The organism is Pseudomonas sp. BN415 (assembly GCF_029871195.1).
GTDB classification, from domain to species: Bacteria; Pseudomonadota; Gammaproteobacteria; order Pseudomonadales; family Pseudomonadaceae; genus Metapseudomonas; species Metapseudomonas resinovorans.
Genome location: NZ_SSOK01000035.1, coordinates 33,286 through 48,499, shown reverse-complemented (window position 1 = coordinate 48,499; position 15,214 = coordinate 33,286). Strand labels below are relative to the sequence as shown.

Below are 15,214 nucleotides of genomic sequence, written 5' to 3'. Positions count from 1 at the left end.
CGGCCGCCACGGGTCATGCCGGTTCGGGCTGCGTCTGCGTGGCGGCCTTGGCGGGTTGTTGCAGTTTCTTCATCTGCTCGACGCCCCAGAGCACGCGTTCGGGGGTGGCCGGCGCGTCGATGTTCGGCTGGGCCTTGTAGTCCCCGAGGCTCGCCACGGCGTCCTTGATGGCGCACCAGACGGCAATGCCAAGCATGAAGGGTGGTTCGCCCACAGCCTTGGAGTGGAATACCGTCTGCTCGGGGTTCTTGCGGTTCTCCACCAGCTTCACGCGCAGATCGATGGGCATGTCGGCAATGGCCGGGATCTTGTAGCTGGCCGGGCCGTTGGTCATCAGTTTGCCCTTGGCGTTCCAGACCAGCTCTTCCATGGTCAGCCAGCCCATACCCTGGACGAAGGCACCTTCGACCTGGCCGATGTCGATGGCCGGGTTCAGCGAGGCACCCACGTCATGCAGGATGTCGGTACGCAGCATCTTGTACTCGCCGGTCAGCGTGTCCACGAGGACTTCGGCGCAGGCTGCGCCGTAGGCGAAGTAGTAGAAGGGGCGGCCGGAGGCCTTGTCGCGGTCGTAGAAAATCTTCGGTGTGCGGTAGAAGCCGGTGCTGGAGAGCGAGATCTGGTTGAAGTAGGCGAGCTGAATCATTTCCTCGAAGGAAAGATAACGGTCGCGCACGCGCACCTGCTCGTTCTTGAACTCCACATCCTCGGCCGTCACCTTGAAGTGATTGGCGAGGAACTCCACCAGCCGTCCCTTGATGGTTTCAGCCGCGTTCTGCGCCGCCTTGCCATTCAGGTCCGTACCGCTGGATGCCGCGGTCGGCGAGGTGTTGGGCACCTTGTCGGTGTTGGTGGAGGTGATCTGGATGCGGCCGATATCCACCTGGAAGACTTCGGCCACGACCTGGGCGACCTTGGTGTTCAGGCCCTGGCCCATCTCGGTGCCGCCGTGGTTCAGGTGAATGCTGCCGTCGGTGTAGACGTGCACCAGCGCGCCGGCCTGGTTGAGGAAGGTGGCGGTAAAGCTGATGCCGAATTTCACCGGGGTCATCGCCAGGCCTTTCTTCAGCACGGGGCTCTTGGCGTTGAACTCGCGGATTTCCTCGCGGCGTTTGGCATACTCGCTGCTGGCTTCGAGCTCGGCCGTCATCTCGGCGAGCATGTTGTGCTCGACGGTCTGGTAGTAGTGGGTAACGTTGCGCTCGTCCTTGCCGTAGTAGTTCAGCTTGCGAACTTCCAGCGGGTCCTTGCCGAGGCTGCGGGCAATGGCGTCCATGATCTCTTCGATCGCGACCATGCCCTGAGGGCCACCGAAACCACGGTAGGCGGTGTTCGAGGCGGTGTTGGTCTTGCAGCGGTGGCCATTGATGGTGGCGTTTTCGAGGAAGTAGGCGTTGTCCGAGTGGAACATCGCGCGGTCGACGATGGAGCCAGACAGGTCGGGCGAATAGCCGCAGTTGCCGGCCAGTTCCAGCTCAATGCCGGTGAGCAGGCCGTTATCGTCGAAGCCCACGTCGTACTCGACGTAGAAGGGGTGGCGCTTGCCGGTGATCGACATGTCTTCCATGCGCGGCAGGCGCATCTTGGTCGGGCGACGGGTCAGGTGCGCGATCACGGCGCACAGGCAGGCCGGGCCGGCCGCCTGGGTTTCCTTGCCGCCGAAACCGCCGCCCATGCGGCGCATGTCGATGACGATCTTGTTCATCGGCACGCCCAGCACTTCGCCGACCAGCTTCTGGACTTCGGTGGCGTTCTGGGTGGAGGTGTAGACGATCATGCCGCCGTCTTCGGTGGGCATGACGGAGGAGATCTGGGTCTCCAGATAGAAGTGTTCCTGGCCGCCGATGTGCAAGGAACCTTGCAGCCGGTTCTTCGCATTGGCCAGTGCGGTGGTCGAGTCACCGCGCTTGTGCTGATGACTGTCCAGCACGAAATGCTTTTTGCGCAGGGCGTCGACAACGTCCAGCACGGGCTCCAGGTCCTCGAACTCGACGATGGCTGCCATGGCGGCCTTGCGCGCGGTCTCCAGGCTGTCGGCGCCGACGGCCAGTATCACCTGACCGACATACTCGACCTTGCCGTCTGCCAGCAACGGGTCACCGGCGACCACCGGGCCGATGTCCAACTGGCCGGGCACGTCCTTGGCGGTGATGGCAATCGCCACGCCCGGGAACTGGTAGCAGGGTGTGGTATCGATGCGGGTGATGCGCGCGTGGGCGCGGTCGCTCATGCGGGCGTAGACGTGGAGCTGGTTGGGGAACTCCAGGCGGTCATCCACGTACACGGCTTCGCCGGTCACGTGTTTCGGCGCGCTCTCGTGCTTGACGCTGCGGCCGACGCCGGTGGTGATATCGGCACGGAACAGTTCCGCCAGTTCTTCCTGGGTTTTGTGATGGTGATTGTTAGACATACGCGGTCACCCGGGTTTCGACTTCTGGGGATTGCAGTTCGAGGAAGAACTTGCGCAACAGGTTCTGCGCGGTCAGCAGGCGGTATTCCTTGCTGGCGCGGAAGTCCGAGAGCGGGGTGAAGTCCTTGGCGAGGGCCTCGCAGGCGCGCTCGACAGTGCCCGGGTACCAGGAGGCGCCGATCAGGGCCTGTTCACAGGCGCTTGCGCGCTTGGGAATGCCGGCCATGCCGCCGAAGGCGACTCGGGCCTTGCGTACCACACCGTTCTCGATCACCAGGTTGAAGGCGGCGCAGACAGCGGAGATGTCGTCGTCCAGGCGCTTGGACACCTTGTAGGCGCGGAACGCCTGGTTCTTGCGGGCGCGGGGCACGCGTACCTTTTCGATGAACTCGGAATCCTGGCGGGCAGTGACCTTGTAGTCGAGGAAGTATTCGTCCAGCGGCAGGATGCGGGTCTGGTTGCCTTTGCGCAGAACGATCTCGGCACCCAGGGCGATCAGCAGCGGCGGGGCGTCGCCGATGGGCGAGGCGTTTCCGATGTTGCCGCCCAGGGTGCCCTGGTTACGAATCTGCAGGGAGGCGAAGCGGTGCAGCAGCTCGCCGAAGTCCGGGTACTCGCGCGACAGGGTTTCGTAGCAGTCGGACAGCGGAGTGGCTGCGCCGATTTCGATGAAGTCGCCGTTCTCCTCGATGCGCTTCATGGCGTCGATATGGCCAACATAGATCATGACCGGCAGCTCACGGTGGAACTGGGTGACTTCCAGGGCCAGGTCGGTGCCACCGGCCAGCAGGCGGGCCTGCGGGTTGGAGACGTAGAAGTCGGCCAGGTCTGCCACGGTCAGCGGCACCAGGCAGCGCTTGTCGCCGCTGTTCAACTCGGCGGTTTCGCGTGGGGCGATGGCCTTCAGCTGGGCGACGGTCTGCGCTTCGGCATTATCGAACTGGTCCGGCTGCTTCTGGCAGCAGGCCTGCTCGGCGGCGTCGATGATCGGGCGATAGCCGGTGCAGCGGCACAGGTTGCCGGCCAGGGCTTCCATGGTCTGCGCCTTGTCGAAGCCGTTGCTGTTCTTTTGCAGCGCGAACAGCGACATGACGAATCCGGGGGTGCAGAAGCCGCACTGGGAACCGTGGCAATCAACCATGGCCTGTTGCACGGAGTGCAGTTGGCCCTGGTGCTTGAGGTCTTCCACGGTGATCAGTTGCTTGCCGTGCAGCGAGGACACGAAGGTCAGGCAGGAGTTGAGGGTGCGATAGCGGACGCGGTCCCCGTCCAGCTCGCCGACTACCACGGTGCAAGCACCGCAATCGCCCGAGGCACAGCCTTCTTTGGTACCGGGTTTGCCGACATGCTCACGCAGGTAGTTGAGCACCGTGACATTGGGATCGAGGGCTTGCTCGGTGCGCAGCTCCCGATTGAGTAAAAACTGGATCAAGGACGACCTCCAGGCACTTTATTGTTTTTACGAGGGCTCGTATGGGGGCAAATTTAGAGGTGTCTGACTTTTGGGTCAATAAATATTTGACTCGGAAGTCAGGAAATCTTCATCTCTTTCGGTTATTAGCCCGCCGTACCGGCTCTGTCTCAAGGTTCAAGCGCAATTCGTGCCACCTGCCCTAAGTGTAGGTAAGGGAGGACAGGAGCTGTTGCTGCCTTGTGATAAACTCCGCCCGCTGCCAGCGTCCTGCGGCAGAGCCGGACATTTCCCCCTTTTGCTCTTGCGTCCACTGCCCGTACCCGTAGTACTGTCAGCGCCGGAGCTTTGGCGTGGGAAAGCTCCGGCACAGCGCACAATGTTCCCCAGTTCAAAGGAAAACCATGACGTTCAAGGCACCGGACAGCCTCTCCGAGCAGATTGCCCACCATTTGGCCGAACGCATCATCCGCGGCGAGCTGAAAGAGCGTGAGCGCATCCAGGAACAGAAAGTCACCCAGGCCATGAATGTCAGCCGTGGTTCAGTGCGCGAGGCGCTACTGATCCTCGAGCGTCGCCACCTGATCACCATCCTGCCGCGTCGTGGCGCCCAGGTGTCCGAGCTGACGCAGCAGCATGTGCGCAGCCTCTATACCCTCGTGATGGAACTCTACATCCTGCTGGGTTACGCCGTTGCCGAGCACTGGCGTGTTGAGGACGATCTCGCGCCATTCCGAGCGATTCAGCAGCGCTTGGCGGAAGCGCGCGAGCGTGAAGACATCCTGGCGTTCGTCGACTCAAGCTTCGCCATCATGCAGGCGGCCTATCCGTTCGCCGATAACCCTTACCTGCAGCAGACCCTGGACAACCTGCAGCCGGCCATCGCGCGTACCTACTACATCGCCCTGGAGCGCCGCCGTGGCCAGATGAGCCAGTTCGGCGCGGTTTTCGACGACCTGTTGATGGCCGTGATTGGCCGCGACCAGGCGAAGATTCGGGAAGTACTGCTGGGCTACGGCAAACAGAACTGCGAGCTGGTGCTCGCGGCCCTGGCCGAGCGTTGAGCGGAGCGCGCCGATGCGGTTGAAGTGCATCAAGTTGGCCGGGTTCAAGTCCTTCGTGGACCCGACCACTGTCAGCTTCCCCAGCAACATGGCGGCCGTGGTCGGTCCCAATGGTTGCGGAAAGTCGAACATCATCGACGCCGTTCGCTGGGTTATGGGTGAGAGTTCGGCGAAGAACCTTCGCGGTGAGTCGATGACGGACGTCATCTTCAACGGCTCCAACACTCGCAAACCGGTGGCCCAGGCCAGCATCGAGCTGATCTTCGACAACTCCGACAACAGCCTGGTAGGCGAATACGCCGCCTTCACCGAGATTTCCATTCGCCGCCGCGTGAGCCGCGACGGCCAGAACACCTATTTCCTCAACGGCACCAAGTGCCGCCGTCGCGACATCACCGATATCTTCCTCGGCACCGGCCTGGGGCCGCGCAGCTATTCGATCATCGAGCAGGGGATGATCTCCAAACTGATCGAGGCCAAGCCCGAGGACCTGCGTAACTTCATCGAAGAAGCGGCCGGTATTTCCAAGTACAAGGAACGCCGTCGCGAGACCGAGAGCCGCATCCGCCGTACCCAGGAGAACCTGGCGCGCCTGACTGACCTGCGTGAGGAGCTGGAGCGTCAGTTGGAGCGCCTTCATCGCCAGGCCCAGTCCGCCGAGAAGTACCAGGAGTACAAGGCCGAGGAGCGTCAGCTCAAGGCCCAGCTCGCCGCCCTGAAATGGCAGGCGTTGAACGACCAGGTCGGCCAGCGCGAGGCGGTGATCGGCAACCAGGAAGTCAGCTTCGAGGCCCTGGTGGCCGAACAGCGCAACGCCGACGCGAGCATCGAGCGTCTGCGTGACGGGCATCATGAGCTGTCCGAACGCTTCAATCTGGTGCAGGGGCGCTTCTACTCCGTGGGTGGTGATATCGCCCGCGTCGAGCAGAGCATCCAGCACGGCCAACAGCGGTTGCGTCAGCTGCAGGACGACCTGCGCGATGCCGAGCGCGCGCGTCAGGAAACCGAATCCCACCTGGGCCACGACCGTACCTTGCTCGCCACGCTGAGCGAAGAGCTGGACACGCTTGGCCCTGAACAGGAAATGAGCGCCGCCGCTGCGGAAGAAGCCTCCGCCCAGTTGGAAGAAGCCGAAACGGGCATGCACGCCTGGCAGGAACAGTGGGATGGTTTCAACCAGCGCAGCGCCGAACCACGTCGCCAGGCTGAGGTGCAGCAGTCGCGCATCCAGCAGTTGGAGCAGAGCCTGGAGCGTCTGCTTGAGCGCGAGCGCCGCCTGAACGATGAGCGTGCTCAACTGGCCGCTGATCCGGAAGATGCGGCGGTGCTGGAGCTGAGCGAGGAACTCGCTGTAGGCGAAATGCGCCTGGAAGAGCTCCATGTCGCCGAGCAAGGCCTGGCGGAACGCCTGGACGAGCTGCGTGAAGAGCTGCAGCAGGCCAATCAGGCCCAGCAGCAGGCCCAGGGCGAGCTGCAGAGGCTGAATGGACGCATCGTTTCGCTGGAAGCCCTGCAGCAGGCCGCACTGAACCCTGGCAAGGGCGCTGCCGAATGGCTTCGTGAACAGCAGTTGTCCGAACGTCCGCGTCTCGCCGAAGGCCTGCGGGTGGAGCAGGGCTGGGAGCTGGCGGTGGAAACCGTGCTCGGCGCCGATCTGCAGGCCGTGTTGCTGGAGGAGTTCACCGGCCTCGATCTATCCGGTTTCAGCCAGGGTGAGCTGCGCCTGGCCAGCGCCGGCAGGGGCGGGGTGCGAGCCCCCGGCAGTCTGTTGGAGAAGGTAGAGGCGCCTATTGATCTGGCGCCCTGGCTGGCCAAGGTCTTGCCGGTGGAGAACCTGGATCAGGCCTTGGCCCAGCGCGGCACGCTCGGCGAGGGCGAAAGCCTGATCAGCCGTGACGGTTACTGGGTCGGTCGCAACTTCCTGCGAGTTCGCCGCGCCAGCGAAGCGGAGAGCGGCCTGATCGCCCGTGGCCAGGAGCTGGAACGTCTGCATGCCGAACGCGAAGAGCGCGAAGCCGCTCTTGAGCAGCTGGAGGAACGCCTGCACCAGCTGCGCGACAGCCAGCGCCAGCAGGAGGAGTCCCGCGAGCAGCAGCGCCGTCTGTTGCAGGAAGAGTCGCGCAATCTGGGCGAACTGAAGGCTCGCCTGTCCGCCCAGCAGGCGAAAGTGGAGCAACTGACCTTGCGCCGTCGTCGCCTGGAAGATGAAGTCCGGGAACTGGATGAGCAGCGCGCCCTGGAGCTCGAACAGTTGGGCGAGGCGCGCCTGACCCTGCAGGACGCCCTGGATGCAATGGCCAGCGACACCGAGCAGCGCGAGAAACTGCTCGCCGAGCGCGACAGCCTGCGCGAGCGTCTTGACCGGATTCGCCAGGAGGCTCGCCAGCACAAGGATCATGCCCATCAACTGGCGGTGCGCGTCGGCTCGCTGCGAGCGCAACATGACTCCACGCGTCAGGCCCTGGAACGCCTGTCGTTGCAATTCGAGCGCCTCAACGAGCGCCGCGAACAGCTCAGCCTGAACCTGGAGGAGGGCGCTGCGCCGTTGGAGGAGCTGCGCCTGAAACTAGAGGAATTGCTGGACAAACGCCTGGGCGTAGAGGAAGAGCTCAAGCTGGCCAGGTTGGCCCTGGAAGATGCCGACCGTGAGTTGCGCGACGCTGAAAAACGCCGCACCCAGGCCGAGCAGCAGGCGCAATTGCTGCGTGGCCAACTGGAGCAACAGCGTCTGGAATGGCAGGCCCTAACGGTTCGTCGCAAGACACTGCAGGATCAACTGCATGAAGACGGCTACGATCTGCACGGGGTGCTCGCCACGCTTCCGACCGAAGCCAGCGAAAGTGCCTGGGAGGAGGAGCTCGAGCGACTGGCGGCGCGCATCCAGCGCCTCGGGCCGATCAACCTCGCGGCCATCGACGAATACCAGCAGCAGTCCGAGCGCAAGCGCTATCTGGACGCGCAGAATGACGACCTCGTGGAAGCCCTGGAGACGCTGGAAAACGTCATCCGCAAGATCGACAAGGAAACTCGCAATCGCTTCAAGGAAACCTTCGACCAGATCAACGCCGGTCTGCAGGCACTATTCCCGAAAGTGTTCGGCGGTGGCCATGCTTATCTGGAATTGACAGGCGAAGACCTGCTGGACACCGGTGTGGCCATCATGGCGCGGCCGCCGGGTAAGAAGAACAGCACGATTCACCTGCTGTCCGGCGGTGAGAAGGCGCTTACCGCGCTGGCCCTGGTCTTTGCGATCTTCCAGCTCAATCCGGCGCCTTTCTGCATGCTGGACGAAGTGGATGCGCCGCTGGACGACGCCAACGTCGGCCGTTATGCGCGACTGGTGAAGGAAATGTCCGAGAAGGTGCAATTCATCTATATCACCCACAACAAGATCGCCATGGAAATGGCCGACCAGTTGATGGGCGTAACCATGCACGAGCCCGGATGCTCGCGCCTGGTAGCGGTGGATGTCGAGGAGGCGATGTCGATGGTTGAAGCCTAGTAGCCAGTCGAATGCGAACTCCAGATGGGTCTGGAGATCAAATTCGCGTTGGCATCGGAGTAAGCCTCTATCAGAGGTTTCTCTGCTGGGCTGGTCGTGCTAGCTTTATGCCCAATTTTGTCGCACGTGGAAAACGCCATTCAGAACATGGAGTTGGGTGCCACGTTTCAAGGGACGGGATGTCCTTTCTTCACCATTGTTTGCATTTTCACTAGGGGACACAGGACTACATGGATATCGGTCTGCGCGAGTGGCTGATTGTCATTGGCATCATCGTAATCGCCGGCATTCTGTTCGATGGCTGGCGCCGCATGAGTGGCGGCAAGGGGAAGCTCAAATTCAGATTGGATCGCAGTTTTTCCAATGCCACTGGCGATGATGAAGATCCGAACCTGCTTGGCCCGGCGCGGGTCAAGGATCGCGCTCATCAGGAGCCGTCTCTGGATGAGGAAGACCTGCCTTCCCTGAGCGCTCGCGAGGCCGGCAAGCGTCGCGGCGAGCCGCAACAGGGTGACCTGAACCTCGACGAGCCGGTGCCGACCCTGCTCAACCCGGTTGATGAAGGGAAAAAGAACGGCAAGCCTCATCCGCAGATGCAGACCCCGGAAGTTCCGGTTGAGGAAGTCCTGGTGATTAACGTCGTTGCGCGCGACGAAGCCGGCTTCAAGGGACCGGCTCTGCTGCAGAACATCCTGGAAAGCGGTCTGCGCTTCGGCGCCATGGACATCTTCCATCGCCACGAAAGCATGGCCGGTAATGGCGAAGTGCTGTTTTCCATGGCCAACGGTGTCAAACCCGGCACCTTTGACCTGGACGACATTGACCACTTCAGCACCCGCGCCGTGAGTTTCTTCCTCGGGCTGCCGGGCCCGCGTCATCCGAAGCAGGCCTTCGACGTGATGGTTGCCGCCGCCCGCAAGCTGTCCCAGGAGCTGAACGGCGAGCTGAAGGATGATCAGCGCAGTGTGATGACTGCCCAGACCATCGAGCACTACCGCCAGCGCATCGTCGAATTCGAGCGCAAGCACCTGACCCATAAGCGCTGATCCAGCGCGCAGTCAACGAAAGAGCAGCCCTGGCTGCTCTTTTTGTTTCAAGAAAACGAGCCTGAACCATGATCGATGCCCAAACTGCCGTCGAACGCATCTACGCGCTGCGCGCCGAGCTGGATGCGCACAACTACCGTTACTACGTGCTGGATGAGCCCAGCGTGCCGGACGCCGAGTACGACCGCCTGTTTCGTGAGCTGCAGGCCCTGGAGGCGGAGCACCCTGAACTGGTGACCCCGGAATCGCCGACCCAGCGGGTCAGCGGTGCGGCCCTGTCGGCCTTCGGCGAGGTGCGCCACGAAGTACCCATGCTCAGCTTGGGGAACGCCTTCGAGGAGCAGGACCTGCTGGACTTCGATCGGCGGGTGCGCGAAGGGCTGGGTGAGTTGCTGCCCGGCGGCGACCTGTTCGGTAGTGGCCCGGAAGTGGAATACACCTGTGAGCCCAAGCTGGACGGCCTGGCCGTGAGCCTGCTGTACGAGAACGGCTTGCTGGTGCGCGGGGCGACTCGCGGCGACGGCACCACGGGCGAGGACATCAGCAGCAACGTGCGCACCATCCGCAACGTGCCACTGAAGCTGCAGGGCGAGGGTTGGCCCGCCGTGCTGGAGGTGCGGGGCGAAGTCTTCATGTCCAAGGCCGGCTTCGAGGCGCTCAATGCCCGCAACCTGGAGCTCGGCGCCAAGACCTTCGCCAACCCGCGAAACGCCGCCGCTGGCAGTCTGCGTCAGCTGGACTCGAAGATCACCGCCAGTCGCCCGCTCGAGTTCTGTGCCTATGGTTTCGGTCGGGTAGAGGGCGAGCTGCCAGATAACCAGTTCGCCATACTCCAGGCGCTCAAGGGCTGGGGCCTGCCCATCAGCCGTGAGCTGAAGCTGGTCACGGGTGCCCAGGGCTGCCTGGCCTATTACCGCGATATCGGCGAACGCCGCGACAGCCTCGCCTACGAGATCGATGGCGTGGTCTACAAGCTCAACAACCTGGCCTGGCAGCGGGAGCTGGGCTTCCGCGCCCGAGAGCCGCGCTGGGCGCTGGCTCACAAGTTCCCGGCCCGGGAGGAGCTCACCGAACTGCTGGATGTGGAGTTCCAGGTCGGTCGTACAGGCGCCGTGACGCCGGTCGCTCGCCTCAAGCCGGTACAGGTGGCCGGTGTCACCGTTTCCAACGCCACCCTGCACAACATGGACGAAGTCGCGCGCCTGGATCTGAGGATCGGCGATACCGTGATCATCCGCCGGGCTGGCGACGTGATTCCGCAGGTGATGCAGGTCGTTCTGGATCGTCGCCCTCCCAATGCGAGCCCCGTGCTTGTTCCCGAGCAATGCCCGGTATGTGGCTCTGCGGTCGAACGTACCCAACTGGTCAAGCGCGCCAAGGGCAAGGAAACCACCAGTGAAGGCTCGATCTATCGCTGCGTCGGTCGTCTGGCCTGCGGTGCCCAGTTGAAGCAGGCGATCATCCACTTTGCCTCGCGCCGCGCCCTGGACATCGAAGGCTTGGGCGACAAGATCGTCGAGCAGTTGGTGGACGCCGGGCTGGTCGCTTCGCCGGCTGATCTGTACACCCTCAAGTACGAACAGGTGGTAGAGCTGGAAGGCTTCGCCGACCTCTCCACTCGCAACCTGCTGGGCGCGATTGCCGATAGCCGCAAGCCGGCCCTGGCGCGCTTCGTCTACGCCTTGGGTATCCCGGACGTGGGGGAGGAAACCGCCAAACTGTTGGCTCGCGCCCTGGGTTCTCTGGAGCGCATTCAGCGGGCACTGCCAGACGTGCTCACTTACCTGCCGGACGTGGGATTGGAAGTGGCCCACGAAATCCACGCGTTCTTCGCCGATGCTCATAACGAGAAGGTGATCGGCGACTTGATGGCGCGCGGTATCGAGTTGCAGGAGGAGGGTGATCTGAGTCCGGAATTTGCCGCCTGCGCAACCTTCGCCGGCTTCATCGACAAGCTCAACATTTCCGGTATCGCGACCACAGGTGCGAAAAACCTGGCTGAAAAGACTGGCAACCTGGATGGCCTGATTGCCCTCAGTCGCGACTGGCTGGACCTGAGCGTGATGAAAGGCCTGAATGAAAAGGCCAAGCAGGCCCTGCGTGAATTCTTCGTGGCGGAGGATAGCGTTCTGCGTGCCCGCGCAATCGAAGCCCAGCTGCGCGACTTTGGCATGCACTGGGAAAGCGAGAAGAAGGCCGTGGATGGGCTGCCGTTGGCGGGACAGACCTGGGTGCTGACCGGCACCCTGGAAGTCATGAGCCGGGAGGTGGCCAAGGAAAAGCTGGAGGCGTTGGGAGCCAAGGTGGCGGGTTCGGTGTCGGCACGTACCCATTGCGTGGTGGCTGGACCCGGTGCTGGCTCCAAGCTGGCCAAGGCCAACGAGTTGGGCGTACGCGTGCTGGACGAAGAGCAGTTCCTCGCCGAACTGGCACGGCTGGGCTGAGACCTAGGCGCCGATGCCCAGCGCCGCCTGGTCTGCTTCGGAGACGGAGGCGCCGATAGTCGTGGCCGTGCGAACGCTCTGGCGGTAGTCGCTGGGGCTGCAGCCGGCCAACTGCTTGAAGGCGCGGGCGAAATAAGACGGGTCCTTGAATCCAGCCTCGTAGCCGATGCTGGTCACCGGCATCTGGCTGTTCTCCAGCAGGTGCTTGGCGAAGTCCATGCGCTTGCCCAGGATGTACTCCATGAAGCCGACGCCGTTGACCTCCTTGAACAGCCGACTGAAGCGGAAGGGCGTCATGCCGCATTGCTGGGCCAGATCCTTCTGGTCCACGTTTTCGCGGAAGTGCTGCTCGATATAGGGCATCACCTTGCTCAGGGCGTTGTGCTTCTGATGGCCAGAGGTCAAGCGAATGCTGCCCGGTAATGGCGGGTTGCGTTCCAGCAGAGGCTTGCGGCCCAGGCTGGTGACGGCGCGGCGCACTTCGCAGAGTTGCTGCAGGTTTTCCAGATAGCGATTCTGTTCCTCCACTGCCAGGGGCAGTATCACGAACTCCCAGACTCGCGCCCGCATTGCCCAGATCGCCAACTCCTCCGAATGCTGCACGGTGAACATGGTGATAGGGATGGAGGGGTAGGTGCGCTTGGTTTCCAGCAGCAGGTTGAGCCCGCTTACATCGGGGCGGTCGAAATGCACGCAGATCATGTCGATCTGGCGCACCTGTTCCTTTGCCACGCCAGCGCGGCCCTCCACCAGCCGGCATTCGCAGCGCCCCCCGAATTGCGACATGAGTGCGGGCGTCGACCTGTCACGAGTCAGGTCGAGCCAGAGCAGAACTGGTTCTACGGCGGAGTTCGACTGCATGTTCTAACCCTGCGCCCAATTATTGTGGTTCCCCGAGCTGCAGTATTGTCACTGTGCCATTACGCCAAAGAACCAATCCCTATAAGCAGGTCCTGCTTCCTGCAACACCGTTCTACCCAAAAGTGGGTGCCCCATTTTTCGCGGCTTCCGCACCCGCGCGACCGTTCGTCATCCGACCAGTCGCCTGGTTGTAAGCCGCGCCCTGCCTGGGTCAGAGCCACTCTGGCCTCGCGCCATGATTTCCCCGCATTCGCTGCAAGAAAGTCCTAGCGATCCGCAAAAAACTCCTAACTCCCCACTTTTGGGGGTGACTAGGGTGAACTCAGGCGGGGCGAGAAGTGCCGCCGGACACTGCAGATACAACTGAGTGAGGTGGGCGAAATGACTTTTGAAGCGATCAAACAATCGGTGGTGAAGTTCGTTAAGGATGAAGCTGGTCTTACAACCGTGGAGTATGCCGTGGCCGGCTCTTTGGTCGCTGGGGCAGTAATTATTGCCTTCACAGGTTTGGGAACTGCCGTTACAACTGAAATCAACAGGCTTGCGACTTGTATTGCTGGCAACGGCACAACCGGCTGCTAGCAATTCTTTAGCTGTTGGGAGATGCACCAATGTCCACGGAGCAGATATTACTTGCAGTTGTACTGCTCGGGCTGCTGGGCGTAGCGGTGGCGTGCGATCTTCGCCGCCACCGCATTCCCAACCTCCTGGTGCTCCTGGGCATGGCTCTGGGGCTGGCTGGCCAGAGCTATGCGGACGGGCTGACCGGGCTAGGCAATGGAGCGCTGGGGCTGGCGATCGGTTTCGCCGTTTTTCTCCCGCTTTATGCGCTGGGCGGAATGGCCGCCGGCGACGTCAAGCTGATGGCCATGGTCGGTGCGTTCCTCACCCCCTATGCCTCGCTTTCAGCTGCGCTCAGTTGCCTGGTTGTCGGGGGAATCTGCGGGTTATTGATTGTCCTGGCCCGTGGCCAGCTGCTACAGACCCTTGCTCGCTATGGGTTGATGATTCGGGCACGGGCATACATCGCTCCCGCAGCGGACGAAGTAGCCAGCCAAACCTTCCCTTACTCGGTTGCGATCCTGCTCGGCACCTTGGCCAGTGGCCTGTGGTGGTTCGTCGTTCTTCTGTAGCCGAGGGAGTGAAATCATGTACGCCATCAGCGACAGCGATGCTTATCCCAGTGAGCGAGAGGCCGTACAGCGTCTGGCGCCACAGCCGCGCACTGTCCGCGAGACCGGCCTGGCCGACAACTTCCTTGGTGACCTGGTCTGCAAGCACCTGCACGATGCGGGCGTGCTCGATCTGCCTCACTTGGTGGAGCGCCTGGCGCTGACCGGGGCTGTGCTGGAGGAGGTCCTCGCATTCCTGCGCAAGGACGGGCGCATCGAAGTACTGGGTCAGGCTAGCGGCCAAGCCATGCGCTACGGTCTTACCGAGCGGGGCCGCAGCGCCGCACGCGACGCGCTGGCGCGCAGCGGCTATATAGGTGCCGCCCCATTTCCGGTGAGCGCATATCGTTCCCTGATCAAGGTCCAAACCATTCACCATGGCCGCATTACCGCCCGCGATATGCGCAGTGCCTTTCAGGGCGTGGTTCTGGTCGACGAGATGCTGGACCAGCTCGGCGTGGCGATGAATTCCGGTCGCGCCATCATGATCTACGGGCCGGCGGGTACCGGTAAGACCTACATCAGCAGCCGCTTGATCCGGCTCTTCGCCGAAGCCATCTGGGTGCCTTATGCCATCGCCATCAACGAGGCGGTGGTGGAAATCTACGACCCCCAGGTGCACCAGCGGCTCGAGGACGGCTCCAACGCCAACAAGCTGCTGCTGGATGAAGGCATCGATCGCCGCCTGCTTTGCTGCAAGCGGCCCATCGTGATCACCGGCGGCGAGCTCGGCATGGAACAGCTGGATATCCGCTACGACCCCTTCACGCGGCTTTACCAGGCGCCGCTGCAACTGAAGGCCAGCAACGGCCTGTTCATCATCGACGACATGGGGCGCCAGCGCATGGCGCCGGCCGAGCTGCTGAACCGCTGGATCGTGCCCATGGAAGAGAAGCGTGACTTCCTCAACCTGGGCGGTGGGCGCCACTGCGAGCTGCCCTTTGACCTGATCCTGGTGTTCTCCACCAACCTTAACCCTCTGGAATTGGCCGATGAGGCCTTCCTCCGGCGGATTGGCTACAAGCTGCATTTCAACTACCTGCAGCCGGAAGAGTACGGGCGCATCTGGCGGCAGGAAACCGAGCGACTGGGCATTCCCTTCGACCCGATCCTCTTGCGCTACGTGCTTCAGGGATTGTACGAGCCCCAAGGCATGCCTCTGGTGCCTTGCCATCCTCGGGACCTGCTGGGCATGGCGCTGGATCATCAACGCTATCTCGACGGTTCCGGGCCGCTGTCGCCACAGGACCTGGAGTGGGCCTGGCACAACTACTTCGTCCAGCTCGATTTCCTTGGCTGAGGAG

The 15,214-nt window shown here is 62.5% G+C and carries 10 protein-coding genes; 7 read left to right on the top strand and 3 right to left on the bottom strand.

Annotated features, from left to right (window positions below; translation table 11 throughout):
• Positions 1-13: 13 nt before the first annotated feature.
• Entirely contained in the window at positions 14-2,410 is a 2,397-nt protein-coding gene (xdhB, locus tag E8F20_RS09690) for a xanthine dehydrogenase molybdopterin binding subunit (RefSeq protein ID WP_280283556.1), read from the bottom strand.
• Positions 2,403-3,842: a xanthine dehydrogenase small subunit gene (gene xdhA, locus E8F20_RS09685; protein WP_280283555.1), complete on the bottom strand. Its 1,440-nt coding sequence runs from the start codon at positions 3,840-3,842 to the stop codon at positions 2,403-2,405. The genes xdhB and xdhA overlap by 8 nt, the downstream gene beginning before the upstream one ends.
• A 383-nt stretch (positions 3,843-4,225) precedes the next feature.
• Here xdhA and E8F20_RS09680 point away from each other — a divergent pair, with 383 nt between their 5' ends.
• The 4 genes from E8F20_RS09680 (at position 4,226) to ligA (ending at position 11,877) form a co-directional block, all read left to right on the top strand.
• A complete protein-coding gene (locus E8F20_RS09680; RefSeq protein WP_280283554.1) occupies positions 4,226-4,885 on the top strand; it encodes a GntR family transcriptional regulator in 660 nt (219 codons plus the stop codon).
• Between the two features lie 13 nt (positions 4,886-4,898).
• Positions 4,899-8,387, top strand: coding sequence for a chromosome segregation protein SMC (smc, locus tag E8F20_RS09675; RefSeq protein WP_280283553.1), 3,489 nt, complete (start codon positions 4,899-4,901; stop codon positions 8,385-8,387).
• 230 nt (positions 8,388-8,617) lie between these two features.
• Positions 8,618-9,433 carry a cell division protein ZipA gene (gene zipA, locus E8F20_RS09670; protein ID WP_280283552.1) on the top strand — a complete coding sequence of 272 codons (816 nt, stop codon included), beginning with the start codon at positions 8,618-8,620 and terminating at the stop codon, positions 9,431-9,433.
• A gap of 68 nt (positions 9,434-9,501) precedes the next feature.
• Complete coding sequence (ligA, locus tag E8F20_RS09665; RefSeq protein ID WP_280283551.1) at positions 9,502-11,877, top strand: NAD-dependent DNA ligase LigA; 2,376 nt, start codon at positions 9,502-9,504, stop codon at positions 11,875-11,877.
• A gap of 3 nt (positions 11,878-11,880) precedes the next feature.
• On the opposite strand, the gene E8F20_RS09660 is transcribed toward ligA, so the two are convergent.
• The gene (locus tag E8F20_RS09660) at positions 11,881-12,738 is read right to left on the bottom strand and encodes a response regulator transcription factor (protein ID WP_280283550.1); all 858 of its coding nucleotides are present in this window, start codon (positions 12,736-12,738) and stop codon (positions 11,881-11,883) included.
• Between the two features lie 381 nt (positions 12,739-13,119).
• Here E8F20_RS09660 and E8F20_RS09655 point away from each other — a divergent pair, with 381 nt between their 5' ends.
• From E8F20_RS09655 to E8F20_RS09645, 3 genes are read left to right on the top strand one after another with little or no spacing between them, the layout of a single operon-like run.
• Positions 13,120-13,320: a pilus assembly protein gene (locus tag E8F20_RS09655; protein ID WP_081668115.1), complete on the top strand. Its 201-nt coding sequence runs from the start codon at positions 13,120-13,122 to the stop codon at positions 13,318-13,320.
• A gap of 29 nt (positions 13,321-13,349) precedes the next feature.
• Positions 13,350-13,871 (top strand): prepilin peptidase, encoded by a 522-nt coding sequence (locus E8F20_RS09650; RefSeq protein ID WP_280283549.1) that lies wholly within the window; start codon positions 13,350-13,352, stop codon positions 13,869-13,871.
• Between the two features lie 16 nt (positions 13,872-13,887).
• Positions 13,888-15,210, top strand: a complete 1,323-nt coding sequence (locus E8F20_RS09645; protein WP_280283548.1) for an AAA family ATPase — start codon at positions 13,888-13,890, stop codon at positions 15,208-15,210.
• Positions 15,211-15,214: the final 4 nt, after the last annotated feature.